Consider the following 22,898-nt stretch of genomic DNA (forward strand, 5'->3'; position numbering starts at 1 on the left):
TCAAACAGCGGGCAGTCCTATCGGCCGGCAACAAGCCGCAGTTTCGAAGCCCCACCGTCGCGGCCGATGTCCGCACTCCGGCCGAGCCTGAACTGGGACAGAAGCTGGGACAATTGTTCGGTCTGTTCCGCCAGAACATTGCTGGCAGCCGTGGTTTCCTCAACCATCGCGGCGTTCTTCTGGGTGTTCTGGTCGATGACATTGACCGACTGGTTGATTTCCCGCAGCGCCGTCGCCTGCTCGCGAGCCCCCTGGACAATGGCGTCGATATCGCCGTGGATATGGCCGACCTCGGAGACGATCACGGTCAGCGCCTCGCCCGTCTTGTCGACCAGGGTCACACCGTTTTTCACCAGTTCGCTGGAGCCATGGATGAGCTCCTTGATTTCTTTCGCCGCCTTGGCGGAACGCTGCGCCAGTTCGCGCACCTCCTGCGCCACCACGGCAAAACCCTTGCCCGCCTCGCCGGCACGCGCTGCCTCGACCCCGGCATTCAGGGCAAGCAGGTTGGTCTGGAAAGCAATATCGTCGATCACGCCGATGATATTGTTGATCTCCTTGGACGATTTCTCGATTTCGCCCATGGCCTCGATGGCATTGCGCACCACCAGCCCCGACTGTTCTGCGCCGTCCTTTGTCTTGGCAACCAGACGACCGGCCGCTTCCGCACGGCGGCTGGTATCGGTAACGGTGGTGGAGATCTGCTCGATGGCTGCGGCGGTTTCTTCCACGGAGGCTGCCTGCTGCTCCGTCCGCCGGGCAAGATCGCCCGCCGCGGAGCGAATTTCGCCGGAACCGCTGGCAATGGAACGCGCCGTATCGCCGACGGTCAGCATCGCCTGCTGCAGCTTTTCGCTCGCCTCGTTGAAGTCGCGGCGCACCTTTTCCATGCTCGGAACGAAGGTATCCTTGAGATGCCGCGTCAGGTCACCTTCCGCCATGGCGCGCAGGCCGTCTCCGAGCGCAACGATGGCGCTCATGCGCGGCGTGACGTCGGTGGCGAATTTCACCACTTTCACCACCTTGCCGCTGATATCGACGATCGGATTGTAGGCCGCCTGGATCCAGACCTCATTGCCGTTCTTGCCGTAACGCACGAATTCGTTGGCGATAAACTCGCCGGCCGCCAGCCGTTTCCAGAAGTCCGCATATTCGGGCGAACGTACATAGGCCGGATCGCAGAAGAGACTGTGATGCTTGCCGACGATTTCGGCGAGTTGGTAACCCGTGGTCCGGCAAAAATTCTCGTTTGCGGTGAGGATCTCGCCAGTCGGCGTGAATTCGATCACAGCCTGTGCCCTGGAAATCGCCGACAGCTTGCTCTCGTCCTCCGCTGCCTTCTGCTTTGCCGCGGTGATATCGGTGGCGAATTTGACGACCTTGTACGGCTTGCCGTTTTTCACGACCGGGTTGTAGCTCGCCTGGATCCAGATCTCGCGGCCGCCCTTGGCAATACGTTTGTAAGTGCGGGCGTCAAACCTGCCGGCTCCGAGCCCGGCCCAGAATTCGCGATAATCCTGCGAGGCGGCATAGGCCGGATCGCAGAACATGCGGTGGTGCTTGCCGACGATCTCTTCGAGAGAATAACCGATCGCCCGGCAGAAATTCTCGTTGGCACCGAGAATGGTTCCCTGCAGATCGAATTCGATGACCGCCATCGAATTCGAAATCGCTGCCATGATTCGCTGCGCATCCGTGGTGAAGTTGTATGCAAACATCTCCGCCTCCAACCCAATCTTGTTTCTGACGCCGCGCGGCAGTCTCCAGCCGCCGGGCCAATCGATGCAACGCGACCGGTTTCGGATACGCGCCGGATATGCAACCTATCGATTAATTCAAGAATCGATCTACAATTTAAAATATATCAGCTATTGTTAAAATACAATTAAGTCCCGCACCGAAATCTGACTCCCGATTTTCACCGGCAAACAGCAACGCCCGGGAACCGATGGCGCCCGGGCGTTGCTTGAAAAACGAGAGATAGGGATCAGGCAGCCAGTTCGTCGGCTTCGCTTTCCTTGAACATCTTGGCGAGGTTGAGGAAGCAGATCATGCCGTTTTCATTGGCGATGATGCCTTCGGAATAGGATTTGTCGAAGGAAGCGGTCACTTCCGGAACCGGCTGCACCTGGCCGCTCTGGATCGTCAGAATGTCCGAAACGCGGTCGACCAGCATGCCGATGACCATATTGTGGACTTCCGCGACGACGATGGCGCTGCGCTCGTTGGCGACGGTGCTCTTCATGCCCAGCTTATAGGCAAGGTCGATGATCGGAATGACAGAACCGCGAAGATTCATCACGCCGATGACGTCCGCCGGGGAATGCGGGATCGGCGTCGAGGGCGCCCAGCCACGGATTTCGCGGATCGTCGTGGTCTTGACGCAGAACTCCTGATCGTGCAGGCGAAATGCAATGATTTCCAGGGTTTCCCCGCCGTAGCTGGCGGAATTGATCGTAGCCATCGAATTTCTTCCCAACGTTCCTGAGCCAGGGCAGAATCGACAGCGCCAGGATGGCACGGGCGACCTTTGCCTTTCACGCGCGGGAAAATTTGACCTTCCAGCGCCATGGGGAAACATTAACGGAAGTTCCTTTCACAATTCTAAATCCGTGAAAGGAAAGGTTTTAACGCTACCGGAGGTGCGCATAGGCGCCCCTCCCCGCCTCGCGGCAAACTTAGGCAGCGCGTGTCGGACGATCAAAAATCCGCCGGCCGAACAGGCTGGCCGTCAGTTCCACCATCACCCGGGCGCTCTTGCCGCGATCGTCGAGGAACGGATTGAGCTCGACGATATCCAGCGACGAGACCAGACCGCTATCGGACAGCATCTCCATCACCAGATGCGCCTCCCGGAAAGTCGCACCACCCGGCACGGTCGTACCGACGCCCGGCGCCAGGTCCGGATCGAGGAAATCGACATCGAGGCTGACATGCAGCAGGCCGTTGGCCGCCTCGACCTCGGCAATGATACGGCGCATGATGGCGGCAACGCCAAGTTCATCAATCGCCCGCATGTCGAAGACGTTGACGCCGTGCTCGGCGACCAGCTCACGTTCGGTCGGATCGACGGACCGGATGCCGACCTGATAGACCTTGCGTGGATCGACCAGTGGGCGACCTGCCGGCAGGATCGGCGAAAATTCCGCCTGACCGCAGAAGAAGGCGACCGGCATGCCGTGGATGTTGCCGGAAGGCGAGGTCTCGGGCGTGTTGAAGTCGGCATGCGCATCCAGCCAAAGCACGAAGAGCGGCCGGCCGGCTTCCGCCGCATGGCGCGCCATGCCGGAGACGCTGCCCATGGCAAGCGCGTGATCGCCGCCGAGCGCAATCGGCAAGTTGCCGGCGCTGGCAACCTCATAGGTGGCAGCCTCGAGCGCACGGGCAAACGCCGCAACCACCTGCAGCTGGTTGGCGCCGGGATGATCGGCAAGATCCGACGCCGGTTGCGGGCGCAGGTCGCCCTGGTCGGATACAGAATGACCGAGTTCGGTCAGCGCCTGACGAATGCCGGCTATACGCAACGCTGCCGGCCCCATGGCCGCGCCACCGCGGCCGGCGCCTTCTTCCAGCGGAACGCCGATCAGGGTGATGGAAGTGGGGCGTGTGTTCATGGCTGTTCCTGCAGAGCGATAGAAGAGAATATCGCGCCATTATGAAAAGCTTGCATGACAGCAAATAGATGGAAAATTGCAAAAATTGCTGCCATTATGCGCAAACTGCGCAACCTGATTTTACACATTGAGAACCGATGGACGACCTCGATCGCGATCTTCTTGGCGCCTTGCGTCATAACGCCCGGACCCCACTGTCTTCGTTGGCCGCAGCGACCGGCGCCTCGCGGGCAACTGTCACGGCACGAATCGAACGCATGGTCGCCAACGGCACCATTGCCGCCTTCACCATCCGCACCGGCCTGGAGATCCGTTCCAGCGGCGTTCGGGCCATCGTCATGATCGAAGTCCTGGGGAAGCTGGCGGACAAGGTGGCGCAACAGCTGCGTGGCATGCCGCAGGTACGGGCATTGCACAGCACCAACGGCCGTTGGGATTTCATCGCCGAGTTGGAGGACCGCGATCTCGCGACATTCGACGAGACCCTGCGGCGCATCCGCCTGATCGAAGGCATCAACTCGACCGAGACCAACATTCTGCTGAAAACCAGCAAATCGAGTTTCTGAGCCCCGGCGCAATTTTCGCGGAAATGCGCAGCGGGTTACGCCTAGAAAAGAGGTGTGAAACGAAAAAGGGCAGCCAAAGGCTGCCCCAAAATCTCTTCCGTCGAAACCGATCAGACCGGAACGACGATACCGTTCAGATGCGTCAACTCGGCGAGATGACGCTCCAGATGGAACTTGTGGTCGTCGCTGGTCGCTGCAGCGATTTCACCGCGGGCGGCATCGATGCGCTTTTGCAGCGTCTCGCGGTTCAGCTCTTCCATCGGCACGGCGGATTCGGCCAGCAGCGTGCAGCCGGTCGGCAGGATATCGGCGAAACCGCCGAAAACCACGTAGCGCGAAACCTTGCCCGAAGCAGCCTTGACGGTCACGACACCTGGCTTGATGGTCGTCATCGTCGGCGCATGGTTGGCCATGACGGTCATTTCGCCTTCGGTTGCCGGAATGACAACTTCGCTGACCTTCTCCGACAGGAGCAGGCGCTCGGGAGAAACGAGTTCAAAATTGAAATTGTCGGCCATGACGAATTCACTCTTCCGTTGGATCGTATTCGAACGCCGGCGCGCCGGGAAACCCGACGCGCCGGACGCTTATCGATGATTAGGCAGCTTCAGCGGCCAGGCGCTTGGCCTTTTCGATGGCTTCTTCCATCGAGCCGACCATGTAGAAGGCTGCTTCCGGCAGGTGGTCGTATTCGCCGTTGACCAGGCCCTTGAAGCCCTTGATCGTGTCTTCGATGGCAACCAGCTTGCCCGGCGAACCGGTGAAGATTTCGGCAACGAAGAACGGCTGCGACAGGAAGCGCTCGATCTTGCGGGCGCGGGCAACGGCGACCTTGTCCTCTTCGGACAATTCGTCCATGCCGAGGATGGCGATGATGTCCTGGAGAGCCTTGTAGCGCTGCAGGGTCGACTGGACCTTACGAGCGACTTCATAGTGCTCTTCGCCGACAACCATCGGGTCGAGCATGCGCGACGTGGAGTCGAGCGGGTCAACGGCCGGGTAGATGCCCTTTTCCGCGATCGAACGCGACAGAACCGTCGTTGCGTCCAAGTGGGCGAACGAGGTTGCCGGTGCCGGGTCGGTCAAGTCGTCGGCGGGAACGTAAATGGCCTGAACCGAGGTGATCGAACCCTTGGTCGTGGTGGTGATGCGTTCCTGCATCTGGCCCATGTCGGTCGCGAGCGTCGGCTGATAACCCACGGCCGAAGGAATACGGCCGAGCAGAGCCGACACTTCCGAACCAGCCTGGGTGAAGCGGAAGATGTTGTCGACGAAGAACAGAACGTCCTGACCCTTGTCGCGGAAGTCTTCAGCGATGGTCAGACCGGTCAGAGCGACGCGAGCGCGGGCGCCCGGCGGTTCGTTCATCTGGCCGTAAACGAGAGCTGCCTTGGAGCCTTCGCCACCGCCGTGCTTGTTGACGCCCGATTCGATCATTTCGTGGTAAAGGTCGTTGCCTTCGCGGGTACGTTCACCCACGCCGGCGAATACCGAGTAACCACCGTGCGCCTTGGCGACGTTGTTGATCAGTTCCATGATCAGAACGGTCTTGCCGACGCCGGCGCCGCCGAACAGGCCGATCTTGCCGCCCTTTGCGTAAGGTGCGAGCAGGTCGACGACCTTGATGCCGGTGACAAGGATCTGGGCTTCCGTCGACTGCTCGACATAGGCCGGAGCGTCCTGGTGGATGCCGCGCTTGTAAGGCGTGTTCAGCGGGCCTGCTTCGTCAACCGGCTCGCCGATGACGTTCATGATGCGGCCAAGCGTTTCGTCGCCGACCGGAACCATGATCGGGCTGCCGGTGTTGGTCACCTGCTGGCCGCGAACCAGACCTTCGGTCGAGTCCATCGCGATGGTGCGGACGACGTTTTCACCCAGGTGCTGGGCGACTTCGAGCACCAGGCGGTTACCGCCGTTGTCGGTTTCCAATGCGTTCAGAATGGGCGGCAGCTCACCTTCGAACGCCACGTCGACGACGGCGCCGATGACCTGTGTCACCTTGCCAATGGAAGCAGCTGCGTCAGCCATGTTCCTTACCTCTTTCCTTAACCTCAGAGCGCTTCCGCGCCCGAAATGATTTCAATCAGTTCCTTGGTGATCTGAGCCTGGCGCTGACGGTTGTAGTTCAGCGTCAGCTTGTTGATCATCTCACCAGCGTTGCGCGTCGCGCTGTCCATGGCGCTCATCTTCGCACCCATCTCGCCGGCGACGTTTTCCAGCAGAGCGCGGAAAACCTGGACCGAGATGTTGCGCGGAATGAGATCGTCGAGGATCGCACCGGCATCAGGCTCATATTCGTATACGGCGGTCGCACCTGCCCCCGTCGCGGTGTTGGCGACGGTAACGTCGGCGGCAGCCGGGATCAGCTGGAGCGCCGTCGGGATCTGGCTGATCACCGACTTGAACTCCGAGTAGAATAGCGTGCAGACGTCGAATTCGCCCTTGTCGAACATCGACATGATCGTACGGGCGATCTGGTCGGCATTCTCGAAGCCGATCCGCTTGACTTCACGCAGGTCCGTACGACCGACGATCAGGGAAGCGAATTCACGGCGCAGGCTGTCGTAACCCTTCTTGCCGACGCAGTAGATCTTGACCGTCTTGCCCTGGGCGAGAAGCTTGCGGGCATGGTCGCGTGCAAAACGGGCGATCTGCGAGTTGAAACCGCCGCAGAGACCGCGTTCGGCCGTGCAGACGACGAGCAGATGCACGTCGTCCTTGCCGGTGCCGGTCATCAGCCGCGGCACGCTGTCGTCGCCGCCAACCGCCTGGGCGATGTTGGCGAGGACGGCGCTCATGCGCTGCGAGTAAGGCCTTGCGGCCTCGGCTGCCTCCTGCGCACGCCGAAGCTTCGCCGCGGCGACCATTTTCATCGCCTTGGTGATCTTCTGCGTCGCCTTGACGGAGGCGATCCGGTTTTTCAGATCCTTAAGTGAAGGCATCCCTGATCCGTCCTAACTTGGCCTTATCAGGCGAAAGACTTGGCGTAGCTGTCGAGTGCGGCCTTCAGCTTGGCGCGGGTGTCGTCGCTCAGCTGCTTGTCAGCGCGGATTGCATCGAGGATCGCCTTGCCTTCCGAACGGAGGTAGCTGAGGAAGCCCTGTTCGAACTTGCCGACCTGAGCAACCGCGATCTTGTCGAGGTAACCGTTGACGCCAGCGAAGATCACGGCAACCTGCTCTTCCGTCTTCAGCGGCGAGAACTGCGGCTGCTTCAGGAGTTCCGTCAGGCGTGCACCACGGTTCAGCAGGCGCTGCGTTGCAGCGTCAAGGTCCGAACCGAACTGGGCGAAGGCGGCCATTTCGCGATACTGGGCGAGCTCGCCCTTGATCGAGCCGGCAACCTGCTTCATCGCCTTGATCTGTGCCGAAGAACCAACGCGGGAAACCGACAGACCGACGTTAACGGCCGGGCGGATACCCTGGTAGAACAGGTCGGTTTCGAGGAAGATCTGGCCGTCGGTGATCGAGATCACGTTGGTCGGAATGAAGGCCGAAACGTCGTTACCCTGGGTTTCGATGACCGGCAGAGCGGTGAGCGAACCGGCGCCCTTCTCGTCGTTGAGCTTTGCAGCGCGCTCGAGCAGGCGGGAGTGCAGGTAGAAAACGTCGCCCGGATAGGCTTCGCGGCCCGGAGGACGACGCAGCAGCAGCGACATCTGGCGATAGGCAACAGCCTGCTTCGACAGGTCGTCGTAACCGATCAGGGCGTGCTGGCCGTTGTCACGGAAGTATTCGCCCATGGCGCAACCGGCAAACGGTGCGAGGTACTGCATCGGCGCCGGGTCGGAAGCCGTAGCGGCAACAACGATCGAGTACTTCAGGGCGCCGCGTTCTTCGAGAACCTTGACGAACTGGGCAACGGTCGAACGCTTCTGGCCGATAGCGACGTAGACGCAGAACAGCTTTTCGCTGTCCGGACCGTTATCGTGGATGGCCTTCTGGTTCAGGATCGTGTCGAGAATGATGGCGGTCTTGCCGGTCTGGCGGTCGCCGATGACGAGCTCGCGCTGGCCGCGGCCGACCGGGATGAGGGCGTCGATGGCCTTGAGGCCGGTCGACATCGGCTCATGCACCGACTTGCGCGGAATGATGCCGGGAGCCTTGACGTCGACGCGCGAACGGCGCGAAGCGTTGATCGGGCCCTTGCCGTCGATCGGGTTGCCAAGCGCGTCGACGACGCGGCCGAGCAGTTCCGGACCGACCGGAACGTCAACGATGGCGCCGGTCCGCTTGACGGTGTCGCCTTCCTTGATCTCACGGTCCGAACCGAAGATAACCACACCGACGTTGTCGGCTTCGAGGTTCAGCGCCATACCACGGATGCCGCCGGGGAACTCGACCATTTCGCCGGCCTGGACATTGTCGAGGCCGTAAACGCGGGCGATACCGTCACCGACGGAGAGCACCTGGCCGACTTCCGAGACTTCCGCCTCTTTGCCGAAATTCTTGATCTGATCTTTCAGGATTGCGGAAATTTCCGCGGCGCGGATATCCATCAGCCAACCTCTTTCAATGCGAGCTTAAGAGTAGAGAGTTTGGTGCGAAGCGACGTATCGATCTGCCGCGATCCGACCTTGACGATCAGACCGCCGAGGATCGACGGATCGACCGTGACGGCAATCGCCACGTTCTTTCCGGTCACGCCCTTCAGCGCCGCCTTCAGTTCATTTTCCTGCGCCTGATCGAGCGCATGTGCCGAGGTTACTTCGGCGGTAATTTCACCACGATGACGGGCAGCGATGATCTTGAAACCCTTGATCATGCCCGGCAGCGCGAAAAGACGGCGGTTGCCGGCAACCACCTTGAGGAAATTGGCAACCAGACCGCTGATACCGGCCTTTTCGCAGATCGCGACCAGAGCCTTCGACTGATCTTCAGCCGTAAAGACGGGGCTGGCGACCAGGCGCTTCAGATCGGCGCTCTCGTCGAGCAAGGCCTGGAAACGGTCAAGATCGGCGCTCACGCCTTCAACGACGCCCTCTTCCAGCGCAAGCTCGAAAAGCGACGACGCATACCTTTCTGCTACACCTGAGATGAGCTGGGATGTGTCTGCCACGGGCACAAATTTCCCTGATTTTCCTTCAAGAGTCGCACACCCCTGCGAAAGCGGCGTCATGCTCTTGAAATTGCTTCGGTTTCCCCCGAAAACGATCCAACAGGGCGTCAGACCTTTTCCGAAATTCGGGGTCCGTCTAGCATAGGACGTTTGGACTCGCAACACGCGTATTCAACGATTGCGCCTTTCCTGTCGGATTCATGGAAAGGAAATGCGGCAAAATTACCGTAAAGATGGATTGCCTTAGTTTTTTGCCGCCGTCCGACGAATTCAGACCCAGCCGAAGACGTAAAGCAGCGGCAGCACCGCAAGTGCTACCTGCACAATCAGCAGTAGAAAGTTGAAAGCGACACTGCCCCTGTCGGACATGATCGACAGCACACGGGCGAAAGCGGCGAGCGCAAAGGAGGCGCCGAAAGCAAAGTAGACCATCGGCTGGGCAAGCAGGATCGCGGCAAGGCCGAAACCGAGATAAAAACCACCGATCGTCGAGCGCGCCTCGCCATAGGCGCTAGGGCGTCCCTCGCGGGTCTGCAGGCGAAAGAAGCGGAAGGTCAGTCCCGGCGCGAACATCATGACAAAACCGGCAAAAGCGGTGAATGCCGCAGCGCCGAAGGCCAGCTGTTCCCCAAGCTGGGCCGGAAAATAGAACTCCATGCGAATGCCCCTGTGTCGTCCCCTCTGGATGTGCCGATTTATGACACGAAGCTTTGACAGGGGAAATGCGGCCAACCGGCTGGCCACAACGATTTCTTCATACATAAGCGCTTCGAAATACAGCATTTCCGTCGGAAAGCGGCATATGCCTCGAGGCACGTGCGCCGTCAGAGGAAACTCTGCGGATCGACGTCGAGCTGGGTGTGCACGCTGCCGCGCTCTTTCGGCCCGTTGGCCAGCATGTCGCGCAGGAAGGATTGAATATCGCTGTTGCGGCGGCCGTGGACGAGCAGGCGGAACCGATGGCGGCCGCGAATGAGCGCCAGCGGCGCCTCGGCCGGACCGAGCACCGAAATGCCACTCACCTGCGGGGCCGCCTGTCTCAGACCACGCGCATGGGTCTCGGCATCCTGGCGCGTATCGGCGGAAACGATGATCGAGGCTAGCCGTCCGAAAGGCGGCAGCACCGCCTTTTCCCGCTCGAAGATTTCGCGGTCGTAGAAGGCGCCGGAATCGCCCGAAACGATCGCCTGCATCACCGGATGTTGCGGCTGGTAGGTCTGCAGCAGGCCGTGGCTCTTCAAGCCGGTGCGGCCGGCACGGCCGGTAACCTGCGACAGCAGCTGGAAGGTGCGCTCGGCGGCGCGCGGATCGCCGTTGGCCAGTCCGAGATCGGCATCGATGATGCCCACCAGCGTCATCAGCGGAAAATTGTGGCCCTTGGCGACAAGCTGGGTGCCGATGACGATATCCGCTTCCCCCTTGGCGATCGCATCCAGCTCCAGCCGCAGCCGCTTGACGCCACCAGCGATATCGGAAGAAAGCACGATGGTGCGCGCCTCGGGAAAATGCTGTTCCACCTCTTCGGCAATCCGCTCGACGCCGGGACCGCAGGCGACGAGATGGTCGAGCGTGCCGCATTCCGGGCAGGCGTCCGGCGTCTTTTCGGCATAACCGCATTGATGGCACTGGATCTGGCCGCGGAAGCGATGTTCCACCAGCCAGCTCGAACATTGCGGGCATTGGAAGCGATGGCCGCAGACGCGACACAGCGTCAGCGGCGCGTAACCGCGGCGATTGAGGAAGAGCAGCGACTGGTGCCCCGATTTCACAGTCTTGTCGATGGCGCGCAGCATCACCGGCGACAGGAAGCCGCCGCGCTGCGGCGGGTGGCGGCGCATGTCGATCAGGTGCAGATCCGGCAGGGCCGCATCGCCGAAACGCGTCGGCAGGTGAATGGTGTTGTAGCGCCCCTGCTGGCCGTTGACCTGGCTTTCCACCGAGGGCGTCGCCGAAACGAGGATGACGGGAAAACCGGTGATGCGACCACGCACCACGGCCATGTCACGGGCGTTGTAGTAGACCCGGTCTTCCTGCTTGTAGGCGGGATCGTGTTCTTCGTCGACGATGATCAGGCCGAGATCCTCGAAGGGCAGAAACAGCGCCGATCGCGCCCCGGCAACGACCCGCACCTCGCCGGTCACCGCCTGGCGCCAGACCTTTTCGCGGATGCGCGGGCTGAGGTCGGAATGCCATTCGGCGGGTTTGGCGCCGAACCGATCCTGGAAACGCTCGAGAAAAGCAGCCGTCAGGGCGATTTCCGGCAGGAGAATCAGCACCTGCTTGCCACGACGCAGCGTCTCGGCCACCGCCTCGAAATAAACTTCCGTCTTGCCGGAACCAGTGACGCCGTCGATCAAGGCGACCGAAAAGCCGCCCGCCGCAACATTTTCAAGGATTTCGGCAGCCGCTTCCTTCTGCGGTCCTTCGATGCGCGGTTCGACGAATTCGGGATCGGGCCTGGCGACCACCGGCGGCGGCGGCAGGAACACGGTTTCGAACAGGCCTTGCTTGATCAACCCATCGACGACGCTCAAGGAGACACCGGCCGCATGCGCCAGGCCGCTGCGGGTCCAGGAAAACCCGTCCTGCGCCATCTCCATCACCCGCGCCCGCGCCGGTGTCAGACGCTCCGGCGCACCGCCGAGAAAACGCAAGCCCTCGACCATCGGCTCGGGATCGAAAGCAGCCGGCGCGCGCAACGCCATGCGCGCCACCAGACCAGGCGGCGTCAGCGTGTAGCCAGCAATCCAGTTGACGAAACTGCGCATATGCGCGTCGAGCGGCGGGCAATCGAAAACCTTCTCGATCGGCCGGATCTTCTTCGGATCGACCTTGCCATCTTCCGGCCCTTCCCAGACGACACCGATCACCTGCCGCGGTCCGAGCGGCACCTGCACCACGGAACCGGGTTCGATCGCCATGCCTTCCGGCACGGCATAAGAATAGGGGCCGGGCGCCGGCAAGGGCACCAGCACAGGAACGGCACGCGTTGCGGCCGGCGCCTTCGAAAGCGGGCCGAACAGATCGGACGAATCGTCTGTCATCGTGCCGGACCTTGCCGCGCCGCGGCGCAAAAGAAAACCAAAAACCGGCCCACTCTATTCGTCATCCTCGTCCATCAATCCGGTAAGCCGCATGCCATCGATCCAGGTGGCGCCCTCCCGGCGCACAACCCGGCGGGGACGGGTACCGCAGCGCCCTGCCACGGCGGATGCCAGCGCTTCCGAATGGGTAACGATCCAGATCTGGCTGCGCTGCGAAGCCTGGGCGATCATGTCGGCCAACGGCTCCAGCATATCCGGATGCAGGCTGGCCTCCGGTTCGTTGAGCGCGATCACCGCCGGCTGCCGATACGACATCAATGCGCCCGCCAGCCCGAGGAAACGGATCTGCCCGTCGGACAACTCACGCGGCTGGAACAGCCGTTGCGGGAAATCCGGAAAGGAAAGCGCAAATTCCGCATGTTCGCCCGGTTCCGGCACATGCAGCCTCGCCCCGCCGAAAGCCGAGGCTATGGCCCGGTCGAGCTCCACCGTATCTTGGCGGGTATGGACGAGTGTTGCAAAGACAGCCGCCAGATTGCCGCCGTCCTCATCCAGCAGCGGCGCGGTGACGGCCAGGCACGGCACCCGTAATGCCGAAGCCCGGTCGGTGCGAAAACCATGGAAGAACCGCCAGCCTTCGACGGCGCGGCGAAAGGCGCCGACTTCCGGATAATGGCCGGCATCGCCGAGCAAGGCGATGCCGGTCTCCGATGTCAGCGCCTGTTCCGGATACTCCTGCAGACGACCGCTCTCGCCGCGCACCGTGATCCCCGGCCCGGCCCGCCGCATCATCGTCACCGGGCGCGACCCCGTCTCGATGGAAAAATCCTCCGCCTTGATCTGCGGTTCGAAGGCAAAACCGGCGGCAGCCTTGGGCGGGCGCAACCCCGCCTCCACCTGGTAACGAAAGGTCACCGCCCGCTCCTCGTCGAGAAGCTCGACGGCCAGCTTGATGCGGACGGCCTCGCCCTGCCGCCGCTTGCCGGACCAGAGCGCCGACGCCATGCCGCCCTCGGCGGCGATCTCATAGGCAAGATTGCCGCGCACCGCCGCCTGGACGAGCTGCAAGGCACGGTAAAGATTGGATTTTCCGACACCATTCTCGCCGATGAACAGGTTCACCCCCGCAAGATCCATGCGGATCGATCGCAGCGAACGGTAGTTGGCGGCAAACATCGAGCGAAGCAGCATGCCCGACATCTACACGAACGATCGAGGAAAAAGAATGTCCGAGGCGTCAGGCAGGCGGCACGAAAACCGCATCGCCATTCGCTGCAAGATCGAAAACCGTGTGCCGCTCCAGCGCCCTGGTCACCTCGGCCGGGTCACCCTCCAGCTTCGCCGTTTCGATCGGCTGGCCGACGGTGAAATCGAAACGATTGCCCTTCTTGTTGAGCAGTTCGTGGAACACCGTCATGTCGCGCAATTCCGTCGACCATTTGGCAAACCAGTAGAACAGGCCGGAATTGCGCGCCGTCATATGCACCGGCAGGATCGGAAGATCGTATTTTCGTGCCAGACCAACGGCAGAGGTTTTCCACGGACGCTCGTTGAGCTTGCCGTCTGCCCAATAAGCGATACGGCCCGAAGGAAACAGGATGGTCGCCTTGCCTTCGCTGACGGCAGCATTGGTCAGTTTCAGGGTCTCGCGCGTCTTCAGCTTGGTCTTGTGTTCCTCGCGCCACTCCACCGGAATGATCATCTCGGAAAACCGCGGATTGACGCGCACTGCATCGCGGTTGGCGAAAAACATCATGTCCGGCCGCCGCGCCTTGAGCAAATCGAAGACGGCGACACCATCGGCAATGCCGGTCGGATGATTGCTGACCAGGATGAAGCCCCCCGATGCCGGGATGCGGTCGGCATGGCGCACGCCGATATCGAGTTTCAGCGTGTCACTGAGATAATCAAAGGCCTGGAAACCGCCCAAGTTGGCGACGGCATCGGCGAACTGGATCGCCTTGGCATAACCGAGAAGACTGTAGAGAAACGGCCGCATGACGGGCCAGAGCGGATGGCGGACGATTTTTTGACCACGCTCGGCAATCAGGATATCGACGATATGGCCGGGCTGCCCGTGGGACACCAGGGCGATGGTATCGGCAAACTGTCCGAGGGCTGTCAGCGAATCACGCCGCGACATAAAAACTCCGCGTCTCTCGATATCTCTCTATGACAATGGAATATGATTGCAGCATGACAGCCAGGGCGACGTTATCGATTCCCTAACCCCGTTCTCCGAAGATGGCGCTCCCACGGACAAAGACAAGCGCCTGAAGACAAAGATTGGGGTCGCCGCGTGACCGAACTGTTGATCATCGCCGATCCCTCCCTGATGGCCGAGCGGCAGCATTGGCTGGATGCGCTCGGGCAGGAGCGGCGCCTGGCGGCCAAGACGCTGGATGCCTACGAGCGGGATACACGGCAGTTCCTGACCTTCCTCACCGGTCATGTCGGTTGCCCGGCCGGCCTCGACGATGTCGCCACCCTGCGTCCCGCCGACCTGCGCGCCTTCCTTGCCGCCCGGCGCCGCGACGGCACTGGCGCCCGCTCGCTTGGCCGCAACCTTGCCGGTATCCGTTCGTTTCTGCGCCATCTCGAAAAGAAGGGGCTGGCCAATGCCGCCGGCGCCGCGGCGATCCGCTCGCCAAAACAGCCGCGCTCCCTGCCGAAACCTTTGACGGACACGCAGGCGCTGGATGTCGTCAGCGACGAGATGCAGATGCACGACGAGCCGTGGGTCGCCGCCCGCAATGCCGCCGTGCTATCGCTGCTTTACGGCTGCGGACTGCGCATCGCCGAAGCCCTTGACCTGACGCCGGATGATTTTGCCGGCGGCGCCGAAACCCTGCGCGTCACCGGCAAGGGCGGCAAGACCCGCATCGTGCCGCTGCTGGCCATTGTGCGCGAAGCGGTGGAAAGATATCGTGGCCTCTGCCCGCATCACCTGCCGATGAACGCGCCGCTGTTTCGCGGCGTTCGGGGCGGCAAGCTGCAGCCGGCCATCGTCCAGCGGGAGATGCAGACGATGCGCGGCGCCCTTGGCCTGCCGGAAAGCGCAACGCCACACGCCCTGCGGCATTCCTTCGCCACGCATCTGCTGGCCGGTGGCGGTGACCTGCGCACCATCCAGGAACTGCTCGGCCATGCCAGCCTGTCGACCACCCAGGTCTATACCGGCATCGATACGGCACGACTGCTCGACGTCTACGACCGGGCGCATCCCCGCGCCTGAACGGCTCCCTGGCCAAACCCCGGGCGGCTTAACCACATTTATTAAACATTTGTGAGCGCTTCCGGCCTTAGGGTTTTTCGAGCCATTCCAGCAAATGTGCAAAGCGGTTTTGCGTCCGGAATTGCTTGGAAACAAAGAGGTAGAGTGTTTTTGCCTTTCGGAGAAAAGCGGAAATTCTCTAGCGTCAGGACGGAACCCTTGCCCATGGATCTCTTCGAAATGCGCGGTGCTCCCGCCCGCAGCCGGAAATTCGGCGATGTCGCGCTGTATCTGGCGGCGGCATTTCCGCTGCTGCTTGCGCTTGTGCTCTTTCTGACCCTGGCCTTCCTTTCGCCAGCCCATGCGGCCGACACGCAAACATGCGATGGCAGCAATATTCTCGCCAGCCTGCAGACCAGCGACCCGGCGCGCTACGAAGCGGTGCTCGACGAAGGCGCCGGTATCGCCAACGGCAAGGGCATTTTCTGGAAGGTCGAAAAGGCCGGGCTTGAACCCTCCTGGCTGATGGGTACCATGCACCTCACCGATCCGCGCGTGCTGAGCATGCCGGATGCCGCCCGTCGCGCCTGGGCCGCCTCGGACACGGTCATCGTCGAATCGGACGAGATCCTCGACGAGAAAAAGGCAGCGGTCGCCCTGATAGCCAAACCCGAACTGACCATGCTGCTCGACGGCTCGACGATCACCAAGCTGTTGTCGCCGCAGGATGCCGAACGGCTGGAAGCCGGGTTGAAGAGCCGCGGCATCTCGCTGACGCTGGTGTCGCGCATGCAGCCCTGGATGATTTCCAGCTTCGTTTCGCTGCCGCCCTGCGAGATCACCCGCAAGACAAAAGGCGCCGCCTTCCTCGACAAGAAGATCGCCGAGGATGCCGTGACCCAGGGAAAAAAACTCGTTGGCCTGGAAACCATGGCCGAGCAGCTGACCGCCATGGCCGCCCTGCCGATGGAATTTCACCTGAAAGCGCTGATCGACACGCTGGAACTCGGCGACCGCATGAACGACGTCGTCGAGACCATGATCCAGCTCTACCTCGCCGGCGACATCGGCCTCACCATGCCGATGCTGAAGACGCTGACGCCTGCGGGCGAAGAAGCCGACCAAGGATATGCCGCCTTCGAACAGCGCATCATCATCGACCGCAACAAGTTGATGCTCGAGCGTTCCGCTCCCTATTTCGCCAAAGGCCGAGCCTTCATGGCCGTCGGCGCCCTGCACCTGCCCGGCGAGGACGGGCTTGTGGCGCTGCTGCGCAAGGCGGGATATACGGTGACGATGGAGAAGTGAGTGCAACTACCTAAAGCTTGATGTCCAGGCCATGGTGAAAAATCCGCACGATGGTCACCACGTCTTCCTGGATACGAAAGGCGATCGTCGCCTTTCGGCGATAACCGACCGTCCGTAAACCTCGTCGTCTGGGATGAGCCTTGCCGCGTTGCGGAAATATGGCAAAACCGGCACAATAGTCGATCAGATTATCGACATAGGCCCTTGCAACATGCTCACCGGCCCGAAGCACAAGATAGTCGAGCAGCCGGGCTACGTCGTCTTACGCTGCTTCGCTGAAAACAACGCGAAAGCTCATTTTTTCTTCGAACTGGATTCCACGAGCCTGTCGATCCTGCCATGAAGGCGTCGGCGGGCTTCGTCGAGCGGCATAACGCGGGAGGGATTTGCTTCCAGCGCATCCAGCGTCGGAATGACCTCCTCGTCAAGCCACGTCTCCAACGCGGCATCGCGGGCAGCGAGGGCCATGAGGCCATCATTGATGACCTCGTCCTCATCCGCATATTCGCCAGACAGGACCTTTTGCCGGACAAGCTCTTCCATATCGGTCGTCAGGGAAACGACGCGGGACGATCTCGGGCGCATTAGCAGCCTCCTTGGTTTCTACATACCATACCGCTCCACCTCCACCAACAATTCCTGGCCAGCACGCTTCCAAAAAACAGCGGCCGGCCGCGTATTCCGCGGCCGGCCGTCATGATTGAACATGGAAAACCGATCACATATGGATCGGTTTGAAGAACGTCGCCAGCGCCGCTTCCTTCACGGCTTCCGACATGGTCGGATGCGCGTGGCAGGTGCGGCCGAGGTCTTCGGAGGAACCGCCGAATTCCATCAGCACGGCGATCTCGTGGATCATCTCGCCGGCGCCGAAACCGACGATGTGGCCGCCGAGCACGCGGTCGGTGTCCTTGTCGGCGAGGATCTTGACGAAACCGTCCGTCGCTAGCATGGCGCGGGCGCGGCCATTGGCGGTGAAGGGGAATTTCCCGACCTTGTAAGCGATGCCGGCAGCCTTCAGCTCCTCTTCCGTCTTGCCGACGGAGGCGACCTCGGGCTGGGTGTAGACGACGCTCGGAATGACCTCGTAGTTCACATGGCCGGCCTGGCCGGCGAGGATCTCTGCCAGCGCCACGCCTTCGTCCTCGGCCTTGTGCGCCAGCATCGGACCCTTGACGACGTCGCCGATGGCATAGATGCCGGCGACATTGGTGCGGTAGTGGCCGTCGATCTCGACGCGGCCGCGATTGTCGAGAACGACACCGGCTTCCTCAAGGCCGAGGCCCGCCGTATACGGCTTGCGGCCGGTGGCGATCAGCACGACGTCGGCATCGAGCACCACCTTGTCGCCGCCCTTGACCGGCTCGAAGGTCACCTTGGCGCCGTTGCCGGCCTTTTCGACGCCGGTCACCTTGGCGCCGAGGTTGAATGTGATGCCCTGCTTGGCCAGCATGCGCTGGAACTGCTTGGAAACCTCGCCGTCCATGCCGCCGAGAATGGTGTCGAGATATTCGACCACCGTCACCTTGGCGCCGAGGCGCGACCAGACGGAGCCAAGCTCGAGGCCGATGACGCCGCCGCCGACGACGACCATGGTCTGCGGAACCTTTTCCAGCGCGATGCCGCCGGTCGAGGAGATGATGACCTTCTCGTCGATCTCGACCGAAACGCCCGGAATGCCGGCAACGTCGGAGCCGGTTGCGATGACGATGTTCTTGCCTTCGATCTCCTGCACCTTGCCGTCGTCGCCGGTGACGGACACCTTGCCGGCCGAAACGATCTTGCCGGTGCCCTGGAAGGCATCGATCTTGTTCTTCTTGAACAGGAAGGCGACGCCGTCGACGTTCGACTTCACGGTCGCATCCTTGTGGGCGAGCATCTTGCCGAGGTTCAGCGTGGCGCCGGACACTTCGACGCCGAGCGCGTCCATGCCGTGCTGGGCATGATGGAACATTTCCGAGGCATGCAGCAGCGCCTTGGAGGGAATGCAGCCGACATTGAGGCAGGTGCCGCCATAGGTGGCGCGCTTCTCGACCACCGCGACCTTGAGGCCGAGCTGTGCGGCCTTGACGGCGCAGACATAACCACCCGGGCCGGAGCCGATAACGATCACATCGTAAGACATGTTTGTTTTCCTTTATTTCTCTTGTCGGTTAGTCGGCGGCACGGGCCAGCGCGAGACGGAAGCCGAAGCCGACCAATGCGGCTCCGGTAATGCGGTTGAACCATTTGCCGCTGGCGATGAAGCGGTCGCGGATCGCCTTGACGGTGAAGAAGACGGAGACGCCGGCAAACCAGGCGACCAGCGCCGTCGCCATGCCGATGCCATAGCTGAACTGGATGAGCGCAGGCGTATCGTGATGCACCAGCGTCGAGAACAGCGACAGGAAGAACAGCACCGGCTTCGGGTTGAGCGCATTGGTGATGAAACCCGTCGCCAGGCATTTGATCGCCGAAACCGGCTTGCGGTCTTCCGCCGTCACATCGATGTCGCCGACCTTGAAACCTGGCTCGCGGAAGGACTTGATACCGAGATAGACGAGATAGGCGACACCTGCCCATTTGATCAGGCTGAACAGCATCAGCGACTGCGAGACGATCAGCCCGAGGCCGAGAATGGTGTAGCTGATGTGGAAGAGCAGCGAAAAACCCATGCCGAGGCCGGTCATGATCGCGGCGCGGCGGCCGTGGACGATGCTCTGGCGCAGGATGACGGCAAAATCCGCGCCCGGCACGACGATGAAGATCGAAAAGACGGCCATCAGGCCGAGGAATTCCAGAATGTACTGCATGATGCTCCGCCTTGCGCCTAGCGCCCGCCGCTGACGTTGAGAATGGCGCCCGTTATATAGGAAGCCGGCGAAGAAAGAAGATAGACGATTGCATCCGCAACCTCCTGCGCCGTGCCGGGGCGCTGCATCGGGATCATCGAGGCCGAGCGATGAGCCCGGTCCGGCTCGCCGCCGGAGGCGTGGATATCCGTATCGATGATGCCCGGCCGCACCGCATTGACGCGCACGCCTTCGGTCGCCACTTCGCGGGCCAGCCCGATGGTGAAGGTATCGATCGCCGCCTTGGAAGCCGCATAATCGACGTAGAGCGACGGCGAACCGATAACGGCGGCCATCGACGAAATGTTGACGATCGCGCCACCCTTGCCGCCATGTTTTGTCGACATGCGCCGGATCGCCTCGCGGGCCGTCAGCATCGAGCCGATGACGTTGATGCGCATCATCCGCTCCAGACGCTCGACGCTCATCTCGTCGACACGCTGCGACAGGTCGATGACGCCGGCATTGTTGACGAGGCCATCGATACGGCCGAAATGTTTGTCCACGGCGACAAACATTGCATCGATATCGGCGGCAACGCCGACATCGCCTTTGACTGCGATTGCCTCGCCGCCTGCCGCGCGGATTTCCGCGACCACCGCATCGGCAGCCGATTGGTTCGAGACGTAGTTGACGGCGACCGCCCAGCCTTTTTGCGCTGCAAGCACGCACACCGCAGCCCCGATGCCACGGCTGCCGCCGGTGACGAGAAGAACCGGTTTGTCAGTCACTGGATACATCCTCCATATGTCAGCACGTCCCATGGGGCGACGTTCACCTTGCCCGCCTCCCACAAGGATGATTCGCGCATGGCCGGGCCGAGGCCGGGCAGCAGGAGCTTTTCCGCCGCTTCGCCGCTTTCCGTCTTCAGATTGGCAATGTCGCCCTTGGCATCGATGCCATAGACCGGCCCCTGCCACACCATGCAGGCTTCAAGCTCTTCGCCGGTGGTGTCGCCTTCCGGGCAATTGAACATCAGGACCGCATTGGAACGTTCCGGATCTTCCGACAGCAACACGAAGCCTTCCATCTCGACGGAGGAGGATTTGACCTTCACGGAGAACCGATTGCTGGCGGCGGCCGATTGAGAGTCAAGCGGCCGGAAGCGCAATTCGAGGGCCCTGTCACGATCCTGATAGACGGCGTTGGACTGCTTGCAGGCGGCCGACAAGGCCGGCTGCGCCAGCAATAGCGACAAACCCGCGGCAACCGCCGGGCAAAGAATGGAAGCGGACAGGCGAGACACGAACACGCTCATGGGTTAGTCGGCTCCTTGTTTCCATCCGCATTCTCGATCACGAAAAAGTCGGTCATCAACACCAAAGGCCGGCCGCTTTCCGCCAGTCCCCAGAACGTCGGGTAGTAGCCATCGCCCCAGCCGCTGGTAAAGACGGCAACGTTGCCCCGCTTGCCTTCGATCGGCCGGTGCATGACGGAATCGGTCCCGCTGTCGATATCGGCGGCCAGAACGTCGTCGTAATAGTTGACGTCGTTGTTCTGCCTGGCCTTCATTTCGATTTCGAGGCGCTGCTGCATCAGGGCAACCGTATCGGCATCCAGGAAAGAACCGGTGCCGGCATCGACGCCATATCCGAAAAACAGGTCGTCCTTCAATTCGGCAAGCTTCTGGCCCGCGACAGTCGCAAGCTCCCAACGCTCCGGCTTTCCGTCGCCGAAGCGAATGACGGCGGCCGCTATGCGGCCCTGCGCCTCATAAACGGTCACCGGAAAATCTCCCGGCGGCACCGTGCGCTCGAATGGCGCTCTCTCCTGCTGCACCAGCGGATCTGTCGCGACCACGCGCCCGGACTGCAGTTCCAGCTTGCCGAGACGAATGAGCTTGATGTTTCGCCGGGTAAGCTCGGCCTCGTCAAGATTGACGAGGTCGAAATTGCGGCCGATGCGATGCACATCCCAATCGGCCGCCATGACGGAAACCGGCCCCTGCAAGGCAGCGGCGCACAACAATGCCCCGACCGCTTTTCCAAGCCGGCTTCCCATGACCGGTCTCCTTAGAGATCGAGAACCAGGCGTTCCGGATCTTCCAGGCTTTCCTTGACGCGGACGAGGAAGGTCACAGCTTCCTTGCCGTCGACGATCCGGTGGTCGTAGGACAGCGCCAGATACATCATCGGACGGATGACGATCTGACCGCCGACGACAACAGGACGGTCCTGGATCTTATGCATGCCGAGGATGCCTGACTGCGGTGCATTGAGGATCGGCGAAGACATCAACGAACCATAGACACCACCGTTGGAGATGGTGAAGGTGCCGCCCTGCATGTCGGCCATCGACAGCTGGCCATCACGGGCAGCCTTGCCGAGGCGGCCGATATCCTTCTCGATGCCGGCAATCGACAGCTGGTCGGCATCACGCACGATCGGCACGACGAGACCCTTGTCGGTGCCGACGGCAACGCCGATGTGGCAGTAGTTCTTGTAGATGATGTCGGTGCCGTCGATTTCGGCGTTGACCGCCGGCAGTTCCTTCAGGGCATGCGTCACCGCCTTGGTGAAGAAGCCCATGAAGCCGAGCTTGACGCCGTGCTTCTTCTCGAAGATGTCCTTGTAGCGGTTGCGCAGGTCCATGACGGCGCTCATGTCCACCTCGTTATAGGTGGTCAGCATGGCGGCGGTGTTCTGGGCATCCTTGAGGCGCTTGGCGATCGTCTGACGCAGGCGGGTCATCTTGACGCGCTCTTCACGCGGCGCGTCCTCGACGGCCGACGGTGCGCGGGCGGCAACCTTGACCGGCTCGGCCGCCTGGGCCGTGGTGGCTGGACCCTTGGCGATGGCGGCGATGACATCGCCCTTCAGCACCTGGCCACGCTTGCCGGAACCGTCGACATCGGCGGCAGCGATGTTGTTTTCCGCCAGAAGCTTGGCTGCAGCCGGAGCCGGCGGCATTGCAGCTGCCGGGGCAGCGGCCGGAGCGGCAACCGGGGTTGCTGCAGCGGCAACAGCCGGTTCAGCCTTGGCCGGAGCGGCAACGGCAGCACCGGCAGCGCCTGCGGCAATCTGGCCGAGCAGCGCGCCGAGGCCGACGGTTTCACCCGCCTGGGCGACGATTTCGGCCAGCGTGCCGGCAGCCGGCGACGGGACTTCGATGGTGACCTTGTCGGTTTCCAGCTCGAGCAGCGGCTCGTCGGCCTTGACGACATCTCCGACTTTCTTGAACCAGGTGCCGACAGTTGCCTCGCTGACGGATTCGCCGAGGGTTGGGACGCGGATTTCAGTAGCCATTGTTCAAATCCTGATGGG

23 protein-coding genes are annotated in these 22,898 nt (G+C 61.8%); 3 read left to right on the forward strand and 20 right to left on the reverse strand.

The window, feature by feature from the left end:
• Positions 1-17 precede the first annotated feature (17 nt).
• The 3 genes from ACSQ3I_RS08270 to rocF all read right to left on the reverse strand — a co-directional run bounded on the left by ACSQ3I_RS08270 (position 18) and on the right by rocF (position 3,614).
• Positions 18-1,718: a methyl-accepting chemotaxis protein gene (locus ACSQ3I_RS08270; RefSeq protein ID WP_435997803.1), complete on the reverse strand. Its 1,701-nt coding sequence runs from the start codon at positions 1,716-1,718 to the stop codon at positions 18-20.
• Between the two features lie 269 nt (positions 1,719-1,987).
• On the reverse strand, positions 1,988-2,464 hold the full coding sequence (locus tag ACSQ3I_RS08275) for a chemotaxis protein CheW (RefSeq protein ID WP_109459388.1): 477 nt from the start codon (positions 2,462-2,464) through the stop codon (positions 1,988-1,990).
• Between the two features lie 214 nt (positions 2,465-2,678).
• On the reverse strand, positions 2,679-3,614 hold the full coding sequence (gene rocF, locus ACSQ3I_RS08280) for an arginase (RefSeq protein WP_435997806.1): 936 nt from the start codon (positions 3,612-3,614) through the stop codon (positions 2,679-2,681).
• A 137-nt stretch (positions 3,615-3,751) separates the two neighbouring features.
• Between rocF and ACSQ3I_RS08285 the strand changes: the two genes are divergently transcribed.
• Entirely contained in the window at positions 3,752-4,180 is a 429-nt protein-coding gene (locus ACSQ3I_RS08285; protein ID WP_435997808.1) for an Lrp/AsnC family transcriptional regulator, read from the forward strand.
• A 110-nt stretch (positions 4,181-4,290) separates the two neighbouring features.
• Here the strand turns inward: ACSQ3I_RS08285 and ACSQ3I_RS08290 are convergent, their stop codons facing one another.
• From ACSQ3I_RS08290 to ACSQ3I_RS08330, 9 genes are all read right to left on the reverse strand, one after another.
• Positions 4,291-4,698, reverse strand: coding sequence for a F0F1 ATP synthase subunit epsilon (locus ACSQ3I_RS08290; RefSeq protein ID WP_435997810.1), 408 nt, complete (start codon positions 4,696-4,698; stop codon positions 4,291-4,293).
• A gap of 79 nt (positions 4,699-4,777) precedes the next feature.
• The gene (atpD, locus tag ACSQ3I_RS08295; protein ID WP_435997811.1) at positions 4,778-6,208 is read right to left on the reverse strand and encodes a F0F1 ATP synthase subunit beta; all 1,431 of its coding nucleotides are present in this window, start codon (positions 6,206-6,208) and stop codon (positions 4,778-4,780) included.
• Positions 6,209-6,231: 23 nt separating this feature from the next.
• Positions 6,232-7,122, reverse strand: coding sequence for a F0F1 ATP synthase subunit gamma (locus ACSQ3I_RS08300; protein ID WP_435997813.1), 891 nt, complete (start codon positions 7,120-7,122; stop codon positions 6,232-6,234).
• A 26-nt stretch (positions 7,123-7,148) separates the two neighbouring features.
• The gene (atpA, locus tag ACSQ3I_RS08305; RefSeq protein WP_435997815.1) at positions 7,149-8,678 is read right to left on the reverse strand and encodes a F0F1 ATP synthase subunit alpha; all 1,530 of its coding nucleotides are present in this window, start codon (positions 8,676-8,678) and stop codon (positions 7,149-7,151) included.
• Positions 8,678-9,244 (reverse strand): F0F1 ATP synthase subunit delta, encoded by a 567-nt coding sequence (locus ACSQ3I_RS08310; protein ID WP_109459395.1) that lies wholly within the window; start codon positions 9,242-9,244, stop codon positions 8,678-8,680. The genes atpA and ACSQ3I_RS08310 overlap by 1 nt, the downstream gene beginning before the upstream one ends.
• A gap of 264 nt (positions 9,245-9,508) precedes the next feature.
• A complete protein-coding gene (locus ACSQ3I_RS08315; RefSeq protein WP_435997817.1) occupies positions 9,509-9,895 on the reverse strand; it encodes an AGROH133_08824 family phage infection protein in 387 nt (128 codons plus the stop codon).
• 167 nt (positions 9,896-10,062) lie between these two features.
• Complete coding sequence (locus ACSQ3I_RS08320) at positions 10,063-12,282, reverse strand: primosomal protein N' (RefSeq protein ID WP_435997819.1); 2,220 nt, start codon at positions 12,280-12,282, stop codon at positions 10,063-10,065.
• Positions 12,283-12,336: 54 nt separating this feature from the next.
• Positions 12,337-13,473, reverse strand: a complete 1,137-nt coding sequence (locus tag ACSQ3I_RS08325) for an AAA family ATPase (protein WP_435997821.1) — start codon at positions 13,471-13,473, stop codon at positions 12,337-12,339.
• A 46-nt stretch (positions 13,474-13,519) separates the two neighbouring features.
• Complete coding sequence (locus ACSQ3I_RS08330; RefSeq protein ID WP_435997823.1) at positions 13,520-14,425, reverse strand: GNAT family N-acetyltransferase; 906 nt, start codon at positions 14,423-14,425, stop codon at positions 13,520-13,522.
• Positions 14,426-14,581: 156 nt separating this feature from the next.
• Here ACSQ3I_RS08330 and ACSQ3I_RS08335 point away from each other — a divergent pair, with 156 nt between their 5' ends.
• Positions 14,582-15,517 (forward strand): tyrosine recombinase XerC, encoded by a 936-nt coding sequence (locus ACSQ3I_RS08335; protein WP_435997824.1) that lies wholly within the window; start codon positions 14,582-14,584, stop codon positions 15,515-15,517.
• 204 nt (positions 15,518-15,721) lie between these two features.
• Positions 15,722-16,804 (forward strand): TraB/GumN family protein, encoded by a 1,083-nt coding sequence (locus ACSQ3I_RS08340; RefSeq protein WP_435997826.1) that lies wholly within the window; start codon positions 15,722-15,724, stop codon positions 16,802-16,804.
• A 10-nt stretch (positions 16,805-16,814) separates the two neighbouring features.
• Here ACSQ3I_RS08340 and ACSQ3I_RS08345 read toward each other — a convergent pair whose 3' ends face one another.
• The 8 genes from ACSQ3I_RS08345 to odhB all read right to left on the reverse strand — a co-directional run bounded on the left by ACSQ3I_RS08345 (position 16,815) and on the right by odhB (position 22,880).
• On the reverse strand, positions 16,815-17,051 hold the full coding sequence (locus ACSQ3I_RS08345; RefSeq protein WP_435998321.1) for a type II toxin-antitoxin system RelE/ParE family toxin: 237 nt from the start codon (positions 17,049-17,051) through the stop codon (positions 16,815-16,817).
• A 47-nt stretch (positions 17,052-17,098) separates the two neighbouring features.
• Positions 17,099-17,389 (reverse strand): ribbon-helix-helix domain-containing protein, encoded by a 291-nt coding sequence (locus ACSQ3I_RS08350; protein WP_435997827.1) that lies wholly within the window; start codon positions 17,387-17,389, stop codon positions 17,099-17,101.
• Between the two features lie 133 nt (positions 17,390-17,522).
• The gene (lpdA, locus tag ACSQ3I_RS08355) at positions 17,523-18,929 is read right to left on the reverse strand and encodes a dihydrolipoyl dehydrogenase (RefSeq protein ID WP_435997828.1); all 1,407 of its coding nucleotides are present in this window, start codon (positions 18,927-18,929) and stop codon (positions 17,523-17,525) included.
• A gap of 28 nt (positions 18,930-18,957) precedes the next feature.
• Positions 18,958-19,596, reverse strand: a complete 639-nt coding sequence (locus tag ACSQ3I_RS08360; RefSeq protein WP_435997830.1) for a LysE family translocator — start codon at positions 19,594-19,596, stop codon at positions 18,958-18,960.
• A gap of 17 nt (positions 19,597-19,613) precedes the next feature.
• Entirely contained in the window at positions 19,614-20,366 is a 753-nt protein-coding gene (locus ACSQ3I_RS08365; RefSeq protein ID WP_435997832.1) for an SDR family oxidoreductase, read from the reverse strand.
• Positions 20,363-20,893, reverse strand: coding sequence for a hypothetical protein (locus ACSQ3I_RS08370; RefSeq protein ID WP_435997834.1), 531 nt, complete (start codon positions 20,891-20,893; stop codon positions 20,363-20,365). Before ACSQ3I_RS08370 ends, ACSQ3I_RS08365 begins: the two co-directional genes overlap by 4 nt.
• Positions 20,890-21,636, reverse strand: a complete 747-nt coding sequence (locus ACSQ3I_RS08375; protein ID WP_435997835.1) for a DUF4241 domain-containing protein — start codon at positions 21,634-21,636, stop codon at positions 20,890-20,892. Before ACSQ3I_RS08375 ends, ACSQ3I_RS08370 begins: the two co-directional genes overlap by 4 nt.
• Before the next feature lie 11 nt (positions 21,637-21,647).
• Positions 21,648-22,880, reverse strand: a complete 1,233-nt coding sequence (gene odhB, locus ACSQ3I_RS08380; protein ID WP_435997837.1) for a 2-oxoglutarate dehydrogenase complex dihydrolipoyllysine-residue succinyltransferase — start codon at positions 22,878-22,880, stop codon at positions 21,648-21,650.
• Between the last annotated feature and the right edge of the window lie 18 nt (positions 22,881-22,898).

It is taken from the genome of Rhizobium sp. LjRoot30 (assembly GCF_964253915.1).
Taxonomy (GTDB): domain Bacteria; phylum Pseudomonadota; class Alphaproteobacteria; order Rhizobiales; family Rhizobiaceae; genus Metarhizobium.

Coding starts and splice junctions, on each gene's coding strand:
- ACSQ3I_RS08270 (WP_435997803.1), bottom strand. CDS start 1,718: ATGTTTGCATACAACTTCACCACGGATGCGCAGCGAATCATGGCAGCG.
- ACSQ3I_RS08275 (WP_109459388.1), bottom strand. CDS start 2,464: ATGGCTACGATCAATTCCGCCAGCTACGGCGGGGAAACCCTGGAAATC.
- rocF (WP_435997806.1), bottom strand. CDS start 3,614: ATGAACACACGCCCCACTTCCATCACCCTGATCGGCGTTCCGCTGGAA.
- ACSQ3I_RS08285 (WP_435997808.1), top strand. CDS start 3,752: ATGGACGACCTCGATCGCGATCTTCTTGGCGCCTTGCGTCATAACGCC.
- ACSQ3I_RS08290 (WP_435997810.1), bottom strand. CDS start 4,698: ATGGCCGACAATTTCAATTTTGAACTCGTTTCTCCCGAGCGCCTGCTC.
- atpD (WP_435997811.1), bottom strand. CDS start 6,208: ATGGCTGACGCAGCTGCTTCCATTGGCAAGGTGACACAGGTCATCGGC.
- ACSQ3I_RS08300 (WP_435997813.1), bottom strand. CDS start 7,122: ATGCCTTCACTTAAGGATCTGAAAAACCGGATCGCCTCCGTCAAGGCG.
- atpA (WP_435997815.1), bottom strand. CDS start 8,678: ATGGATATCCGCGCCGCGGAAATTTCCGCAATCCTGAAAGATCAGATC.
- ACSQ3I_RS08315 (WP_435997817.1), bottom strand. CDS start 9,895: ATGGAGTTCTATTTTCCGGCCCAGCTTGGGGAACAGCTGGCCTTCGGC.
- ACSQ3I_RS08320 (WP_435997819.1), bottom strand. CDS start 12,282: ATGACAGACGATTCGTCCGATCTGTTCGGCCCGCTTTCGAAGGCGCCG.
- ACSQ3I_RS08325 (WP_435997821.1), bottom strand. CDS start 13,473: ATGCTGCTTCGCTCGATGTTTGCCGCCAACTACCGTTCGCTGCGATCG.
- ACSQ3I_RS08330 (WP_435997823.1), bottom strand. CDS start 14,425: ATGTCGCGGCGTGATTCGCTGACAGCCCTCGGACAGTTTGCCGATACC.
- ACSQ3I_RS08340 (WP_435997826.1), top strand. CDS start 15,722: ATGGATCTCTTCGAAATGCGCGGTGCTCCCGCCCGCAGCCGGAAATTC.
- ACSQ3I_RS08350 (WP_435997827.1), bottom strand. CDS start 17,389: ATGCGCCCGAGATCGTCCCGCGTCGTTTCCCTGACGACCGATATGGAA.
- lpdA (WP_435997828.1), bottom strand. CDS start 18,929: ATGTCTTACGATGTGATCGTTATCGGCTCCGGCCCGGGTGGTTATGTC.
- ACSQ3I_RS08360 (WP_435997830.1), bottom strand. CDS start 19,596: ATGCAGTACATTCTGGAATTCCTCGGCCTGATGGCCGTCTTTTCGATC.
- ACSQ3I_RS08370 (WP_435997834.1), bottom strand. CDS start 20,893: ATGAGCGTGTTCGTGTCTCGCCTGTCCGCTTCCATTCTTTGCCCGGCG.
- ACSQ3I_RS08375 (WP_435997835.1), bottom strand. CDS start 21,636: ATGGGAAGCCGGCTTGGAAAAGCGGTCGGGGCATTGTTGTGCGCCGCT.
- odhB (WP_435997837.1), bottom strand. CDS start 22,880: ATGGCTACTGAAATCCGCGTCCCAACCCTCGGCGAATCCGTCAGCGAG.